The organism is Fructilactobacillus sp. X2R5C2, from assembly GCF_059901375.1.
In genome coordinates this window covers 241281-257421 of sequence record NZ_JBWXUX010000002.1, presented here as the reverse complement: position 1 = coordinate 257421, position 16141 = coordinate 241281, and the positions used below count along the sequence as shown (strand labels likewise).

General features: G+C 36.4%; 14 protein-coding genes. 13 read left to right on the top strand and 1 reads right to left on the bottom strand.

Going from position 1 to position 16141, the window contains the following annotated elements:
• The first annotated feature begins 2 nt into the window (after positions 1-2).
• The 5 genes from fmt to AC6UD2_RS03810 are packed head-to-tail and all read left to right on the top strand — an operon-like array spanning position 3 to position 4498.
• Entirely contained in the window at positions 3-947 is a 945-nt protein-coding gene (fmt, locus tag AC6UD2_RS03830; RefSeq protein WP_500698079.1) for a methionyl-tRNA formyltransferase, read from the top strand.
• Positions 934-2274, top strand: coding sequence for a 16S rRNA (cytosine(967)-C(5))-methyltransferase RsmB (gene rsmB, locus AC6UD2_RS03825; protein ID WP_500698078.1), 1341 nt, complete (start codon positions 934-936; stop codon positions 2272-2274). The genes fmt and rsmB overlap by 14 nt, the downstream gene beginning before the upstream one ends.
• Before the next feature lie 9 nt (positions 2275-2283).
• A complete protein-coding gene (gene rsgA, locus AC6UD2_RS03820; RefSeq protein WP_039143963.1) occupies positions 2284-3189 on the top strand; it encodes a ribosome small subunit-dependent GTPase A in 906 nt (301 codons plus the stop codon).
• Between the two features lie 2 nt (positions 3190-3191).
• On the top strand, positions 3192-3851 hold the full coding sequence (gene rpe / locus AC6UD2_RS03815) for a ribulose-phosphate 3-epimerase (protein WP_010021518.1): 660 nt from the start codon (positions 3192-3194) through the stop codon (positions 3849-3851).
• 2 nt (positions 3852-3853) lie between these two features.
• Positions 3854-4498 carry a thiamine diphosphokinase gene (locus tag AC6UD2_RS03810; RefSeq protein ID WP_039143966.1) on the top strand — a complete coding sequence of 215 codons (645 nt, stop codon included), beginning with the start codon at positions 3854-3856 and terminating at the stop codon, positions 4496-4498.
• 63 nt (positions 4499-4561) lie between these two features.
• Here the strand turns inward: AC6UD2_RS03810 and rpmB are convergent, their stop codons facing one another.
• On the bottom strand, positions 4562-4747 hold the full coding sequence (gene rpmB / locus AC6UD2_RS03805) for a 50S ribosomal protein L28 (RefSeq protein WP_010021515.1): 186 nt from the start codon (positions 4745-4747) through the stop codon (positions 4562-4564).
• Positions 4748-4940: 193 nt separating this feature from the next.
• Between rpmB and AC6UD2_RS03800 the strand changes: the two genes are divergently transcribed.
• The 8 genes from AC6UD2_RS03800 (at position 4941) to ftsY (ending at position 16138) form a co-directional block, all read left to right on the top strand.
• Complete coding sequence (locus AC6UD2_RS03800) at positions 4941-5303, top strand: Asp23/Gls24 family envelope stress response protein (RefSeq protein WP_010021513.1); 363 nt, start codon at positions 4941-4943, stop codon at positions 5301-5303.
• Positions 5304-5333: 30 nt separating this feature from the next.
• Positions 5334-7040: a DAK2 domain-containing protein gene (locus AC6UD2_RS03795; RefSeq protein WP_500698077.1), complete on the top strand. Its 1707-nt coding sequence runs from the start codon at positions 5334-5336 to the stop codon at positions 7038-7040.
• 78 nt (positions 7041-7118) lie between these two features.
• Entirely contained in the window at positions 7119-9149 is a 2031-nt protein-coding gene (recG, locus tag AC6UD2_RS03790; RefSeq protein ID WP_500698076.1) for an ATP-dependent DNA helicase RecG, read from the top strand.
• A 15-nt stretch (positions 9150-9164) separates the two neighbouring features.
• A complete protein-coding gene (gene plsX / locus AC6UD2_RS03785) occupies positions 9165-10196 on the top strand; it encodes a phosphate acyltransferase PlsX (protein ID WP_500698075.1) in 1032 nt (343 codons plus the stop codon).
• Positions 10197-10209: 13 nt separating this feature from the next.
• The gene (locus tag AC6UD2_RS03780; protein ID WP_500698074.1) at positions 10210-10482 is read left to right on the top strand and encodes an acyl carrier protein; all 273 of its coding nucleotides are present in this window, start codon (positions 10210-10212) and stop codon (positions 10480-10482) included.
• A gap of 103 nt (positions 10483-10585) precedes the next feature.
• Positions 10586-11293 (top strand): ribonuclease III, encoded by a 708-nt coding sequence (rnc, locus tag AC6UD2_RS03775; protein ID WP_010021506.1) that lies wholly within the window; start codon positions 10586-10588, stop codon positions 11291-11293.
• A 13-nt stretch (positions 11294-11306) separates the two neighbouring features.
• Positions 11307-14843, top strand: a complete 3537-nt coding sequence (gene smc / locus AC6UD2_RS03770) for a chromosome segregation protein SMC (RefSeq protein WP_500698073.1) — start codon at positions 11307-11309, stop codon at positions 14841-14843.
• On the top strand, positions 14843-16138 hold the full coding sequence (ftsY, locus tag AC6UD2_RS03765) for a signal recognition particle-docking protein FtsY (protein WP_500698072.1): 1296 nt from the start codon (positions 14843-14845) through the stop codon (positions 16136-16138). The genes smc and ftsY overlap by 1 nt, the downstream gene beginning before the upstream one ends.
• Positions 16139-16141: the final 3 nt, after the last annotated feature.

The window sequence follows — 16141 nt, the reverse complement described above, 5'->3', positions numbered from 1 at the left end:
TTATGAAATCAGTTGTATTCATGGGAACACCCGATTTTAGTGTTCCAATATTAAAAGCTTTAAATGATAATTATAACGTGTTAGCAGTTGTTACTCAGCCTGATCGTCCGGTGGGGAGGAAACATCAAATTGTGGAATCACCAGTTAAGCAAGCAAGTAAAGAATTAGGTTTATCAGTGCTACAACCGCAAAAGCTGAGTGGTAGTAATGAGATGGAACAAATTATTCAAATGAAACCAGATTTTATCATCACCGCTGCTTTCGGGCAGTTTCTTCCGACCAAACTGCTGAAGGCCGCTCAGATTGCTGATGTTAATGTTCATGGATCTCTGTTGCCTAAATATCGGGGTGGAGCTCCAGTTCAATATGCCATTATGAATGGCGATCAAGTAACTGGGATTTCAATTATGTACATGGTTAAAAAGATGGATGCTGGGGATGTCTTAGCTCAACAATCCGTTGAAATTGAGGATACTGACGATACTGAAAGTATGTTTAAGAAGTTAAGCTTAGTCGGACGAGATCTTCTTTTAAAAACCCTTCCTAAAATTATTGATGGAACGGTTCAACCTCAAAAACAAGATGAAAACCAGGTTGTTTTTGCTCCAAACATTAAACGAGAACAAGAAGAATTAGATTTTGCACTTCCTGCTCGAGTAGTTGATGCTAAGGTAAGAGCTTTGAGACCAGATCCAACTGCGTTTGCAATGATCGATGGTAAGCCCAATAAAATCTGGAAGACTGAGGTAATTAATGAATCAACTAACTTGGATCCAGGTCAGATTGTGAATAAGGATAAGCATCATCTTCAAGTTGCAGCTGGTGATGGAACAGTTATCGGAATTGATGAGATTCAACCAGCTGGTAAGCCCCAAAAATCAATTACCGAATATTTAAATGGGAACCAAAAATTAGAAATTGGAGATCAATTTATTGACAGAAAATAATTCAAGTAATCCAAGATATCTAGCCGTTAAAACTCTAGAACGAGTTCATGGTGGAGCATATTCAAATTTACAAATTAACAATGTCATTGATTCAAGTACCATGAGTTCAAGGGACATCTCATTATTTACTAACATTGTCTATGGGGTAATTCAACATCGATTAACGTTAGAATATTATGTAAATCAGTTGGTAAAAAAGCCTGATAAGCTTGATGGATGGGTAAAAGAATTACTTTATACCGCCATTTATCAAATGCAATACCTTGATAAAGTTCCTGACCGAGCCATTTTTGATGAATCAATTAAAATCGCTAAGAAACGTGGTCATGACGGAATCAGACGGCTTGTAACCGGAGTGCTTCATAACATCCAACGTAATGGATTACCTCAAATTGATAAACCCCAAGATTCGGCTTCGTATTACTCAATTCTTTATAGTGTTCCTCTTTGGATCGTTGAGCAGTTAAATAAACAAATTGGCCTAGATAAGACAATTAGCATTTTTAAAAGTATTAATCAGCCAGCTAAGCAATCGATTCGGGTTAACCAACAAAAAATTTCTGATGCTAATTTAAAAAGGGAGTTAGTTCAAGAAGGGTATGATGTTAAAACCAGTGAAGTGGCGGATCATGCATTAATTTTGTCAGGGAAAAGTGCCAGTTCAAGTCCCTTATTTAAAGCTGGGATGTTCACCATACAGGATGAAAGTGCGATGTTACCAGTGCAATCAATGAACATTCATGGTGATGATTACGTACTCGATGCGTGTGCTGCACCCGGAGGTAAAACCACGCAAATTGCTGAGTATTTGGCCTCTGGAAAAGTTGAAGCATTGGATTTACATCAGAAGAAGTTGAATAAAATCGAACAGAATGCAGCTCGGATGGGTGTAAAGGATAAAATTGAAGTCCATGCACTTGATGCTCGAAAAGTCTCAAATTTGTTTCGTAATGAAGTCTTTGATAAAATTCTGGTTGATGCTCCCTGTTCAGGACTAGGATTGATGCGTCGAAAACCAGAGATTAGATATGACAAAACGCTAGACGATGTTTCTCATCTTGCGAAAGTTCAGGCTGAAATTTTGGATGCAGTTGCTCCTACACTGAAAATAGATGGACAGTTAGTTTTTAGTACCTGTACTATTTTGAATCAAGAAAATCGTGATAACGTGCAAAAGTTCTTAGATAATCATCCAAATTTTAAGCCGATTTGGGTGGAAACAAAACAAAATCTTAAACCAAAAAGAGAAACAGATGATTTAAGAATTTATCCGGATGATTATGATTCTGATGGCTTCTTTATTTCTGGATTTCAGCGGATCAAATAGGAGATTAATGTGAAAAAGGGAAAGATTTACCAATCTTTAAGTGGATTCTACGACGTTAAGTCCGATGGTAAAGTATATCGAACCAAAGCACGTGGTAATTTTAGAAAGAAAAACATTAAACCCATTGTCGGAGATATGGTTGAGTTTGATATTACTAACGTTAATGAGGGGTATATTTTGAAGATGTTACCTCGATTTAACGAGTTGATTCGTCCGCCGGTGGCAAACACCGATCAGGCCGTTGTTGTGAGTTCAGCGGTTGAACCGGATTTTTCATTTTCACTTCTGGATAAACAGTTAGTGGCACTTGAAAAGCAAAAAATCACACCAATTATTTATATTAGTAAAACTGATTTACTTTCTTCTGAAAAACAGATTGATTTTTTTAAAAAGATTGCTAAAGATTATCGCACCATTGGCTACGATGTGATTTTGCCCGTTGAGGTGGATGATCCGCATGCGATTAATGAGGTTGCTAAAAAGCTTCCGCACAAGCAATCCATTGTAATGGGGCAGACTGGATCTGGAAAATCCACTCTTCTTAATCAGATTGATCCGGAATTAAAATTAAAAACAGGAGAGGTTTCAAAGTCTTTAAGTCGTGGAAAACATACGACGAGAAAAGTTTCCTTATTAACAGTAAATGAGGGTTTAATTGCTGATACGCCTGGGTTTTCTTCGTTTGATACCCTTGATATTAAATCAAATGAATTAAAGAATTATTTTCCTGAATTTAAACGAGTATCAGCTAACTGTAAATTTCGTGAATGTCTCCATGTAAATGAACCCGGTTGTGCCGTGAAAGCAGGAGTTGAAAGTGGTACAATCTTGAAGAGTAGGTATGACGATTACCTGCAGGAATATAATTTATTAAAGGCACAGAAGCCAGTTTATAATAAGAAAAGAGGAAATTAATCATGATTAAAGTTGCTCCTTCAATTTTGAGTGCTGATTATGTCAACCTTCAAAAGGACATTGAAAAAGTTGATAAGGGTGGTGCCGAATTATTACATATCGACATTATGGACGGAATGTTTGTTCCATCAATTGCTTATGGTCCAGGTTGGGTAAAAGAAATTCGTCCCATTACTGGTCTGACTCTTGATTGTCATTTGATGATTGAAAATCCTGAGCGATACATTAATACTTTTGCAGATGCCGGCGCTGATATTATCGGGGTTCATGTTGAATCTACTCCTCACATTCATAGAGCTCTTCAAATGATTAAAGATAAAAACGTTAAAGCTGAGGTGGTTATTAACCCAGGGACTCCCGTAGAGATGATCAAGCCCGTTTTATATATGGTAGATCAAGTTCTTGTTATGACCGTTAATCCCGGTTTTGGCGGCCAGAAATTCATTCCGGAGACCATTAGTAAGATTAAAGAACTGAACAGACTCCGTGAAGAAAATGATTCTTATTCTTATGACATCGAGATTGATGGAGGAGTTAATGATCAAACTGTCGTTGGCGCTTATAATGCCGGAGCAAATGTGGCTGTAGCGGGTTCGTATGTATTTGATGCCAAAGATCCTGCTGCTCGAATTCAAGCTTTAAAGGATGCCACCAACTTTTAATTATGAATACAGTTAAGGTGGTTGTTGGTGGTCCAGTTCAATTTTGGCCAAGTAATTTACAAGATAACCAAATTTCGGGACCGTTTGTTGGAGTAGATCGAGGAAGTCTACGATTAATTAAAATGGGAATTCGTCCTGATTATGCTGTTGGTGACTTTGATTCAGTTTCGGATGAGGAATTTAAATTAATCTCACAAAATGCAAAAAAAGTGATTCGAGTTGATCCGGTCAAGGATGAGACTGACACGGAACTAGGTGTGATGACAGCTGGTGAACATTTCGCTAGTTCGGAAATTGATGTTTATGGATTTTCGGGTGGTCGATTGGATCATTTACTTACTAATCTATTAATGGTTTTAAAACCCAACATCAAACCATATTTAGAACGTTTGAAATTAATCGACAGTCAAAATCAGGTTAGATATTTTTTGCCAGGTTCGCATCAAATTGAGAAGATTAATGAAATGAAATATTTGGATTTTTGTCCTTTAACAGCCATGCATTTAACCCTTAATGATGAAAGGTATCAATTGAATCATAAGTGGGTAAGTCAGCCAACTTCTTATTCTAGTAATGAGTTTATTGGTGATAAAGCTTCATTTTCTTTTGATGATGGAGTATTAATGGTAATTCAAAGCAGAGATTAAAAAAGCAGCATAACCACTGAATGGTTATGCTGCTTTTTTAATTAATTAATTAAAATACATTGATTATACTCGGGTAACCTTACCAGATTTTAAAGTTCTAGCACTAACCCAAACACGCTTAGGCTTGCCATCAACTAAGATACGTACCTTTTGTAGATTTGGCTTCCAACTTCTTCTTGAGGAGTTTAAAGCGTGAGAACGACGATTACCAAAATGAGTTCTCTTGCCATTAATGTGATCCTTTGCCATAATATCCCTCCTTATTTTGGAATTCTTTTTTATTTAATAGTCCACTTAAATAATTTACCATAATACAGCCATAAATGCAAAGTTTCTTTCAAGTAAATGTCCTTGACAGCTTTGTTCATATTTTTGTTTTATAATGGGGTGTGGTAATATTAGATATCGTTATGAGCTCGAAAAAATAAGGGGGATGCAAACGATGGCTGTAAAGTTAAACACTCAATATGGATCAATTGATATTGATAATGATGTAATTGCTACAGTAGTCGGTGGTGCCGCAACTGATAATTATGGTGTTGTTGGCATGGCTAGCAAAAACCAATTTAAAGATAATATGAATGAAATTCTTCGCAAGGACAGTTACTCTAAAGGGGTAGTAGTCAGAGAAGTAAATAAAAAGGTGCAAGTCGATGTTAATGTGATTGTAAGTTATGGGACCAAAATTTCTGAAGTTTCTAGGAATGTTCAATCAAAGGTCAAATATAACCTAGAATCAATGTTGGGCATCAATGCCGATTCAGTTAATGTAATCGTTCAAGGCGTTAAAGTAATTAACGACTAGCGGCTGAAGTATAAGGAGGATTTGATAATAGTGTCATTAACTAAGATTACTACTAAAGAGTTCGACCAAATGGTTCAAGCTGCCGCGGTCGTTCTGAATAATAATACTGATTTTATTAATTCATTAAATGTGTTCCCAGTTCCAGATGGAGATACTGGAACTAACATGAGTTTATCATTATCAAGTGGAGAAAGTTATGTTGATAAATCAACTGATGACACGGTTGGTGGAAAAGCTTCGGCACTTGCAAAGGGACTTTTAATGGGAGCTCGTGGGAATTCTGGGGTAATTATGTCCCAGATTTTCCGTGGTTTTGCTAAAGACGTTGAGGGTAAAAAGGATCTTAACGCTAAAGAATTTGCTGACGCTATTATTGCAGGAGCCAAGACTGCTTATAATTCAGTGATGAAGCCTACAGAAGGGACCATTTTAACCGTTGTTCGATTAGCAGCAAAAGCTGGTGAAAGCAAGGCTGACGATACTGATGATATCATCGAAGTAATGGATGCAATTCTTAGTGCATCAAAGAAAGCCCTGAAAGAGACCCCCGATCTCCTGCCCGTTTTAAAGCAAGTCGGCGTAGTTGACTCAGGTGGTCAAGGATTAGTTTTTGTCTTTCAAGCCTTTGATGATGTGTTAAATGGACGCAAAATCGAGGATAAGGGTGAACATCAACCCAATTCTGAAGAAATGAATGAAATGATTGATGTTGAACACCATAAAAGTGCTCAAGGGAAGTTAAATCCTGAAGACATTGTTTATGGATATTGTACTCAAATCATGGTTCGAATTGGGAAGGGTAAGCAAGTAACCCAAAAATTTGATTATGATACTTTCTACAATTACTTAGCTAAACTGGGTGATTCATTATTAGTTATCAATGATGATGAGGTTGTCCGAGTCCATGTTCATACTGAACATCCGGGTAAGGTTCTTTCGTGGGGCCAACAATTTGGTGATTTAGCAACTGTTAAGGTCGATAATATGCGGCTTCAACAAGAATCAATCATGGAAAGTGACGAAAAAGCACAACAGAATGATAAAAGAGCTGAAAATGAAAAAGAAGATCACAAAAAGCCAAGAGACTTAGCTATCATTGCTGTAGTAGCTGGAGCTGGTCTAGAGAAGCTTTTTAAAAGCTTAGGTGTTACCAATATTATTAGTGGTGGTCAGACCATGAATCCTAGTACTCAGGACATTGTTGATGCTGTTAATAAGAGTAATGCTAAAAGGGCGATCGTCCTTCCTAACAATAAAAATATTTTTCTAGCAGCAGAACAGGCACAAGGAATTGTAAATATTCCAATGGAAGTTGTTCATACTAAGACAATTCCCCAAGGCTTAACAGCGATGTTCTCATTTGATCCTGATAGCAGTTTTGAGAAGAATCAGAAGCAAATGGATGCCTCTCTTAATACCGTTAAAAGTGGCCAAGTAACAACCGCAGTCCGTGATACTAAGATTAACGGAATGGACATTAAGAAAGGAAGTTACATGGGGATTATTGATGGTAACATTGAGGTCCTTGGAAATTCATTAGATGACGCGGCCGTTAAAATGGTCAAAAAAATGTTAGATGATGATAGCGAAAATGTAACGATTATTTTCGGTAAAAATGCTAAAGCAAGTGATGCGAAAAAGGTATCTGATGCAGCATTAGCAACCGATGATGAACTGGAAGTTGAGACTCATGAAGGGGATCAACCAGTTTATCCTTTGATTATTTCTGTCGAATAGGTAAAATGTGAATAGTGTTTCTTTTTAACAAGACTGTTAGTCCAATTGGATTAGCAGTTTTTTTAGGAGGTGAATTTTATGAGCGGCTTAGATGATAATGTGGCAACTCTAAAGGGAGTTGGACCTAAAAAGATTGAAGCTCTTGATGATTTAGGCATTCGGACTGTCTACGATTTATTAACTTATTTTCCGTTTCGATATGAAGATTTTCGAACTAAAAATTTGGATGAAATTTCTGACCAACAGGTTGTAACTTTGAAAGGTCGAGTTGCAGTAACTCCAACTGTGAACTTTTTTGGCAGACGGCGAAGTCGGTTAACCATTAAATTACTGGTGGGTCATGATGTAATTCCGGTGACCTTTTTTAATCAACCGTGGTTAAAAAAACAAGTTGAGACTGGGGATGACATCCTCATTTACGGAAAGTTTGATGCTAACAAGAAGTCAATGGCTGGAATCAAAATTTTAAAACCCGGTGATGGAGAGAAATTTGGCTCAATTTATCCTGCCAATCATAAAATTACGCAGAATACAATTCGACAATTGGTAACCGAGGCTTATGATCAGTATCAAGATCAGATTGAGGACTTTATACCCGATTGGATTCTACAAAAATATAAATTAGAGAATTTAAAAAGTGTCATTACTAATATGCATTTTCCAAAAAATCATCGGGCAGCTGCTCTAGCACGGAGAACTGCCAAATTTGACGAATTCTTTTTATTTCAAATGCGTATGCAAACTTTAAAGCAACAAAAAGAGGCGGATGCAAGTTCGGTTATTACCCCCAAACGTTCGGCTTTGCAGAAATTTATTGCTGCTCTTCCTTACCGATTAACTGGTGCACAAGATAAAGTGGTAACTGAAATTTTGGCCGATTTGGGACGTCCTTACCAAATGAATCGTCTTCTTCAAGGTGACGTTGGAAGTGGTAAAACCGTTGTGGCAGCCATTGCCATTTATGCTGCCGTTTTAGCGGGCAAGCAGGCAGTAATCATGGCACCAACTGAAATTTTGGCTGAGCAACATGCCAATAGTCTGGCAAATTTATTTGAAAATACTAAGGTTAACATTGGTTTACTTACCGGAGATACTTCTAGATCAGCTCGTAACGAGCTATTACCTCGAATTAAAAATGGCGAGATTAATTTGGTAGTTGGAACGCATGCTTTATTTCAAAAGGAAGTTAAGTATCAAGACCTTGGACTTGCAGTTATTGATGAACAACATCGTTTTGGAGTAAATCAAAGGAAAGCGATGCGTGAAAAAGGACAGGCAACTAATGTTCTTTCAATGACAGCTACACCGATTCCACGGACGCTTTCAATTACAGCTTATGGTGAGATGGATGTATCTGTTATTGATGAATTACCTGGTGGAAGAAAGCCAATTAAAACCGCCTGGATCAAGAATCAACAAATTGAAACCATGCTTAAATTTGTAAGGAAACGATTAAATGATGGCGAACAGGTATATGTAGTAGTTCCACTCATTGGTGAATCCGATGCGGTAGACATGCGAAACGTAACCGATACATACCAAAGCTTTAAAGCCGAATTTGGTGATCAGCATGCGGTTGGACTACTTCACGGTCAGATGAATGATGAAGATAAAAATGAAGTCATGGATGCGTTTAAAGATAATAAGATTCAAGTTTTGGTTTCTACAACTGTGATTGAAGTGGGAGTGGATGTTTCAAATGCTAGTACCATTGTCATCTATGATGCTGATCACTTTGGACTAGCCCAACTTCATCAGCTTAGAGGTCGTGTTGGGAGAGGAGATCAGCAATCATATTGTATTTTAATTGCCAATCCTAAAAACGAAACTGGCCGCAAACGTATGAACGTAATGTGTTCCTCAACTGATGGTTTCTTTATTTCGCAAAAAGATTTAGAATTAAGAGGTCCTGGGGATATTCTTGGTAAAAATCAATCTGGAGTTCCAACCTTTAAAGTTGGAGATCCAGTAGCAGACATTAACATTTTAAGTACCGCACAGACGGTTGCAAAAGAAATTGTTGATGATAAAAACTGGGAACAAGAACCACAAAATCGAATGTTAGTAAAAAGACTTAAGTCTTTGAATCAAGACGTTAAGTTTGATTAAGGAGCTTTGCTTATAATGATAAAAATCGCTATTGATGCAATGGGTGGAGATAATGCACCAAAAGAAATTGTTAAAGGAGTTGAGCTTGCCCGTAATGAAATAGATAACGTGGAATTTCAACTATTTGGTAATTCTACCCAAATCAATTCTTTGTTGAGTAATAAAGAGCGGATTAAAGTGATTCAATCAGATGAAGTTATCAAAATGGAAGACGAACCAGTTCGAGCCGTTAAAGATAAGAAGAATTCTAGTTTAGTTATGGCAGCACGAGCAGTCAAAGATGGTTCTGCTGATGCTTTTTATTCGTGTGGTAATACTGGAGCGATACTAGTTGCGGGATTACTGATAATTGGAAGAATCAAGGGGATTGATCGTCCCGGACTAATTACGACCCTTCCCGTGATTAATAATGACATTGGATTTACTTTAATTGATTGTGGAGCGAATGCTGATGCCAAAGTAGTGAACGTTTATCAATACGCTCTTCTTGGAAAGTATTACGCAGAAAAAGTCCTTAAAATTAATAATCCCAGAATTGGATTAATCAACAATGGAACTGAGTCTGATAAGGGAAACAAAATTCATCAAAAAATGTATCAAGCTCTCAGTCAAAATGATGACATTAATTTTATTGGTAACATTGAATCACGTGGATTGTTGGATGGAATTACTGACGTTGCGGTGACCGATGGTTTCACAGGCAATGCCGTGTTAAAGAGTATTGAGGGAACGGCACTGTCTATGATTAATATGTTAAAAGATGGTATTATTAATGGTGGATTTGGCTCCAAAATGGGAGCTTTATTATTAAAAGATACATTAAAAAAGATTGCTCACAAAATGGATTACACTAAGTATGGAGGCGCGGTCTTACTTGGATTAAGGGCTCCGGTGGTTAAAAGTCATGGAAGCAGTAAAGCTAAAACCGTTAGAAACACTGTAGTTCAAATTGAACAAATCATTACTTCTAACTTTGTGGGATCGGTGAAAAATTATTTTTCTAATCACACTGATGAGATGGATGACATTAAAAAGGGTGAGCAGTAGGAGGAATCACTAAATGGATAGAGAAATAGTATTTAAAAAAGTAGCAGAGATTACTTCGAATCGTTTTAAGGTTCCAGTTGATAAGGTCACTGATGATTTAAACTTCACTAATGATTTAGGTGCCGATTTTATTGACATGGCGGGGTTTATTGTGGAACTTGAAGATGAATTTGGTGATGTATTTACCAGTGAGAATACTGAAAATATTAGTGATGTTAGCGACTTGGTTAATGTGATTATAAGAGACACTGATCCTAAGTCCAAAAAACACATTTCAAAGAAATAAATGATTCGTTATGATGACGAGTCATTTTTTATTATGCAATTATCGGATTTTAGGCATTAATGATATAATTAAAAGAAAAATGTTACCTTTGGAGGAAATGGAATTGCAAAAGCAGTTTGATGACTTGTTAGAAGACAAGTTCAATATTAAATTTAACGATGAATCACTTTTAGATGAGGCCATGACACAAGCCTCATATGTTAATGAGCATCCGGGTCAGGGATTAAAGTTTTATGAACGTTTGGAATTCTTGGGGGATGCCGTTTATCAGTTAGTGGTTTCTGACTACATCTTTAGACGTTTCCCTGAATTACCACAAGGTCGTTTGACTAGATTAAGGGCGGCCATGGTTAATGAACACAGTTTTAGTCGGTTTGCCCGTGAATGTCATTTTGATAAGTACATTCGTTTAGGTAAAGGCGAAGAAAAAGCGAATGCTAGGCAACGTGACTCACTATTATGTGATATTTTTGAGTCATTTATTGGAGCAGTATATTTAGATCAAGGAATGGCAACCGTTAAACATTTTTGTGAAATTGTTATTTTTCCTAAATTGGATGAGGGTTGGTTTGACGAGTTTTTTGATCATAAAACTGAGCTTCAAGAAGTGGTTCAAGAGGATGGACCAGTCGACCTAGATTATGAATTAGTTAGTGAAGATGGTCCTGACAATGACCGTAAATTTAAAGTAGCCGTTAAGATCAATGGGAAAGAAATGGGAGTTGGTTTAGGTCATTCTAAAAAAGATGCTGAACAGAAGGCAGCTAAAAAGGCCTTAAATGAACTAGGAGTAAGCACAAGTATTAAGTAAATGAGGCATTAAGGTGAAGTTAAAATCAATTGAGATTGCGGGGTTTAAATCCTTCGCAGATAAAACCACAATTGACTTTCAGGACGGATTGACAGGAATTGTTGGACCCAATGGTAGCGGGAAAAGTAACGTTATTGAAGCAATTCGCTGGGTATTAGGTGAACAATCCGCTAAAACCTTACGTGGTAAAAAGATGTTAGACGTGATTTTCTCTGGGTCCAAAGGGCGCAGAGCTCTTAATCGTGCGGAAGTTAGCATTGATTTTGATAATTCAGATCATTTTTTAGACTCAGATTTTACTGAAATAAAAATTACCCGTAAAGTTTATCGTAACGGTGAGAGTTCTTATTCAATTAATGATAAAGAATGTCGACTTAAAGACATTAACAATCTTTTTATGGACACAGGTCTAGGTGAAGGATCCCTTTCGATTATTTCGCAGGGGAACGTAGATGAGATTTTAAATGATAATGCTGAAAAGCGGCGTTCAATTATTGAAACGGCAGCTGGGGTTTATCGATACAAGAAACAGAAAAATGAAACCGAACAAAAATTAGCAGATACTCAGGGGAATCTTGACCGGATTTCAGATATTATTAATGAATTAGATAAACAGATGGGGCCATTAAAACAGCAAAGCGAAAATGCTTCGCTGTATTTGTCTAAAAAGAAGTATTTGGATCGCTTGGAGTATTCACTGCTAACAGTTCAAATTAAACAGCATGAAAATAGTCGCTCGAGTCTAAATTTTAAACTTAAGCAACAGCAAAATGATTATAATAAATTAAAAGCCAAAGTTAATTCAATTCAAAGCCATAAGCGGGAGTTAACTTTAAAAATTAATGAGTTATCACGCGAGCGTGAAAGCCTTCAAAATCAACTATTAGATAATACTAAGAAGCTTGAGTCAGCTAGTAGCGCACAAAAGTTATCTAAACAACGACGTGAATTTAACCAACAAAAAAATGTTGATTTGAAGAAAGAATTAAAAGAACTTCGAATCAAACTGGATGATGTAGTTCAAAATATTAATGATAATCAGAGTCAAATTAATAAAAAAAGAACCATTATTTCTAAACTTAATCAAGAAATTAGGGAATCTAGAGTTGCTCATTTTAAGGAACGTTTAGTAGCAAAGCAAGCAGAGTTAGAAGATACTAGAAATGATTACATAGATTTGATGCAGTCATTAGCTGAAGCTAAAAATGACCTTAAACTGATGCAGAAGTTATCAAAACGTAGTGACAATGCATCACAGGAAAAGGAACAAAGAATTATTACGCTTGATAAACAAGTGAGTCGATTAAGGCAACAGCTGGACGTTTCAAAGCAGGAATTCTTAGATCTTACCGATGATCAAAAAAGAATTGCAAGTAAACTTGAGCAAGTTAATGGTCTCCTTGCTAGTTCAAATAAAAAAACAGCAGAAATGCGTAAAAGATGGTATGGGGCACTTCGAGTCTTTCAGGAGACCAAAACCGAACGTGATAGCATTAAATCAATGTTAGAAAATCATAATTCACTCTATCGTGGGACCCGTAACTTATTAAAAGAGAAGCAAGATCTTCCTGGAATTAAGGGAACTGTTAGTGATTTTATCGAAGTACCTGATAAGTATGTTTTTGCAATTGAGACGGCTTTAGGAAGTAGAATTCAGCAGGTAATTACTAGAAATGTCCATGATGCGAGGGATGCTATTAAGTATCTAAATAAAAATAAACTCGGTAGGGTAACTTTTTTACCAATAAATGCTGTTAATGAACGTTATTTAACTGTAAATATTTTAAATAATGTGAGTCAAATGGATGGTTTTGTTGGAGTTGCCGCTGATCTGGTTAAGATGCCATCCGAAATGACGAGAGTTAAGAATCATCTCCTTGGTGGAATTATTATTGCTAACGATTTAAAAGCTGCTAATGGCATTAGTAAAGCAATTAATCATAGAAATCAGATTGTGACATTGAATGGTGAAATCATTAATGCTGGGGGTTCAATAACTGGCGGTTCTAACCGAAATCAAGCTAATGGATTGCTGAGTCAAAAAGAAAAGTTGACCCAATTAGACCTTCAGGTTGACCAGATGGATCAAAAAATGAATGCTGGAGAGAAAGCCATTAAGCGTGCCCAAGGGCAGCAAAAGGATCTACAACTCCAACATGATCAGATGTACCAGGAATTAAGTGAAATCAAGAGTAAAATTAAGGTTAAACAAAGGGATATTAACGCTAGTCAAAAGAGCTTAAGGGAAACGCAGCGAGATGCCGATGCATTCCGTTTACAGTTGAAAAATGCGTTTAGTGATCACGGTGATAATGAATCAGACGTTTCTCAAAAGATTGATGGTTTAAAACTTAAAATTAAACAAAATCAAACTAAAAACACATTGGTTAAAAACGAAATTGAACAGCTAAATGGTGAAATTAGTAAAAATAGTTCATTGATTTCAGACATAAAGGAACGTTTAATCCTTGTAAAAGAGCAAAATAAGCAACTTGAGAAAACGAAAAATTCACTGATAGATCAAAGAAATAGTTTGAATAACAAATTTAGCAAATTAACGAGTAACATGAAAGCCTTGAATCAATCAATGAAACAAGATGATGACGTCACTCAGGTAGATGTTTTGGCTTTAAAAAAGCAGATTGATGAAATTAAAGTGCGACTTACCAACCTTAATCATCAGGTAAATGATGCCAGTCAAGATGATCAAAATGACGAACGTCAGATTAATCAAGGGCAAGATCGTTTAATTTCTCAAACACAAGTGATTCAAAAATTAAAAGCAAGTTTAAAAGTAGTTGAGAATAACCTTATTTCAGAACATCAGCGTCTCCAAACATCATTTAATGAAGATCAATCAGTAGAGCCAGTTGACTTTAACTTAGACAAAATCAATTCATTAATTCAAGATTATCAACGGAAGATTGATAGCTTGGGTCCAATTAATATTAATTCGATTGATGATTACTCAGAGATCAAGGAACGGTATGATTTTATGAATCATCAATTAGAGGATTTGATTGATTCTAAGAAGCAATTGGTTAAAATCATGAATCAGATGGATCAAACGGTAAAAGTTAAATTTAATGAGACTTATGATAAAATTGCAACTGCATTTAGTCGCACTTTTCGGAACATTTTTGGTGGTGGTGAAGCCCGCTTAAAGATGGATGATCCGCATCACTTGTTAACAACGGGAATTGATATTTTAGTAAAGCCACCAGGTAAAAGATATCGCAACTTAAATCTCCTATCCGGTGGTGAAAAAGCGTTAACCGCACTGGCATTGCTTTTTTCAGTTTTAGAGGTGAAACCAGTTCCGTTCGTTATACTTGATGAAGCTGAATCAGCCCTTGATCCTGCAAATGTGGATCGGTTTGCTCGGTATATTCAGAGCTTAAAGGATAAGACGCAGTTCATAGTAATTACGCATCGAAAAGAAACGATGGTCTATGCTGATTATTTGTATGGAGTAACAATGCAAGATTCTGGAGTATCAAAAGTTGTGTCAGTAAATTTGGATGAGTCCAAGAAGCTAGGAGAAAAATAATGGGTTTATTTGATATTTTCAAAAGCAAAAAGAAAGATTCCGAGGAAAAAGCAAAGAAACAGAACCAACAAGAGGATCATGAAAAAAAGGAAGATAATAATTCTGAATTAAAACAGAAAGATGAGAAATTAAAATCAGATGAGCAGAGTAAAAATGAGTCAAAATCAGCCGATGAGTTAACTAAATCTAAAACAGAAGAGAATTCAGAAGCTCACCACGATGAAAAGAATCGGGCAGCCAAGGTCTCTGAAGAGACAGAAGATAAACAAGCTGAGACAAAACAAACGATTCCTTCGGAAGATAAATCGCAAAATGAAGATCAAAGAACAGAGGAGAATGATAATGAACCAAAACCGGAGTCTAATGAGAAAGCTTATGAACATGGTTTGGCGAAATCCCGTTCTTCATTTGGACAAAAGTTAAATGCTTTATTTGCAAATTTTCGTTCGGTTGATGATAACTTTTTTGACGATTTAGAGGATACTTTGGTTGAATCAGACGTTGGATTTGAAACGGCCATTCAATTAACCGATGAATTAAAAGAAGAAGTTAAACTAAAAAACGCTAAAAAACCCAAAGATGTTCAAAATTTAATCGTTCAAAAGATGATTGATTTGTATGATGCCCCAAGTGACAAAGATAATGCCATTCAACTCTCAAAGGACGGTCCAACGGTTATTTTGTTTGTAGGTGTTAATGGGGTCGGAAAGACTACTACCATTGGTAAGATGGCTAATAACTACAAGCAACAAGGTAAAAAAGTTCTTATGGCTGCTGCTGATACTTTTCGGGCTGGTGCGATTGAACAATTAGATGAATGGGCCAAAAGAGATGGCGTTGACATCGTCAAGAAAGAAGCTGGGAGTGACCCGGCATCGGTTGTTTTTGAAGCTGTCGATAAAGCTAAGAAAGAAAACTATGATGTTTTATTTGTGGACACAGCTGGTAGATTACAAAACAAGGTTAATTTGATGAACGAACTGGCTAAAATTAATAAAGTCATTAAACGAGAAATTCCAGCTGCTCCTCAAGAAGTTCTATTAGTAATTGATGCGACGACCGGACAAAATGCATTAAATCAAGCTAAGATGTTTAATGAAATTACTGATATTACAGGAATTGTTTTGACTAAGCTTGATGGAACCGCTAAGGGTGGGATCGTGATTGCGATTAAGAATAAGCTCAACATCCCCGTCAAGTTTGTTGGACTTGGAGAAACGGTTAACGATTTACGCCCATTTGATTCCAAGAACTTTATTGATGGGTTATTTAAGGGATTAATTCAAAATAATTAGTGG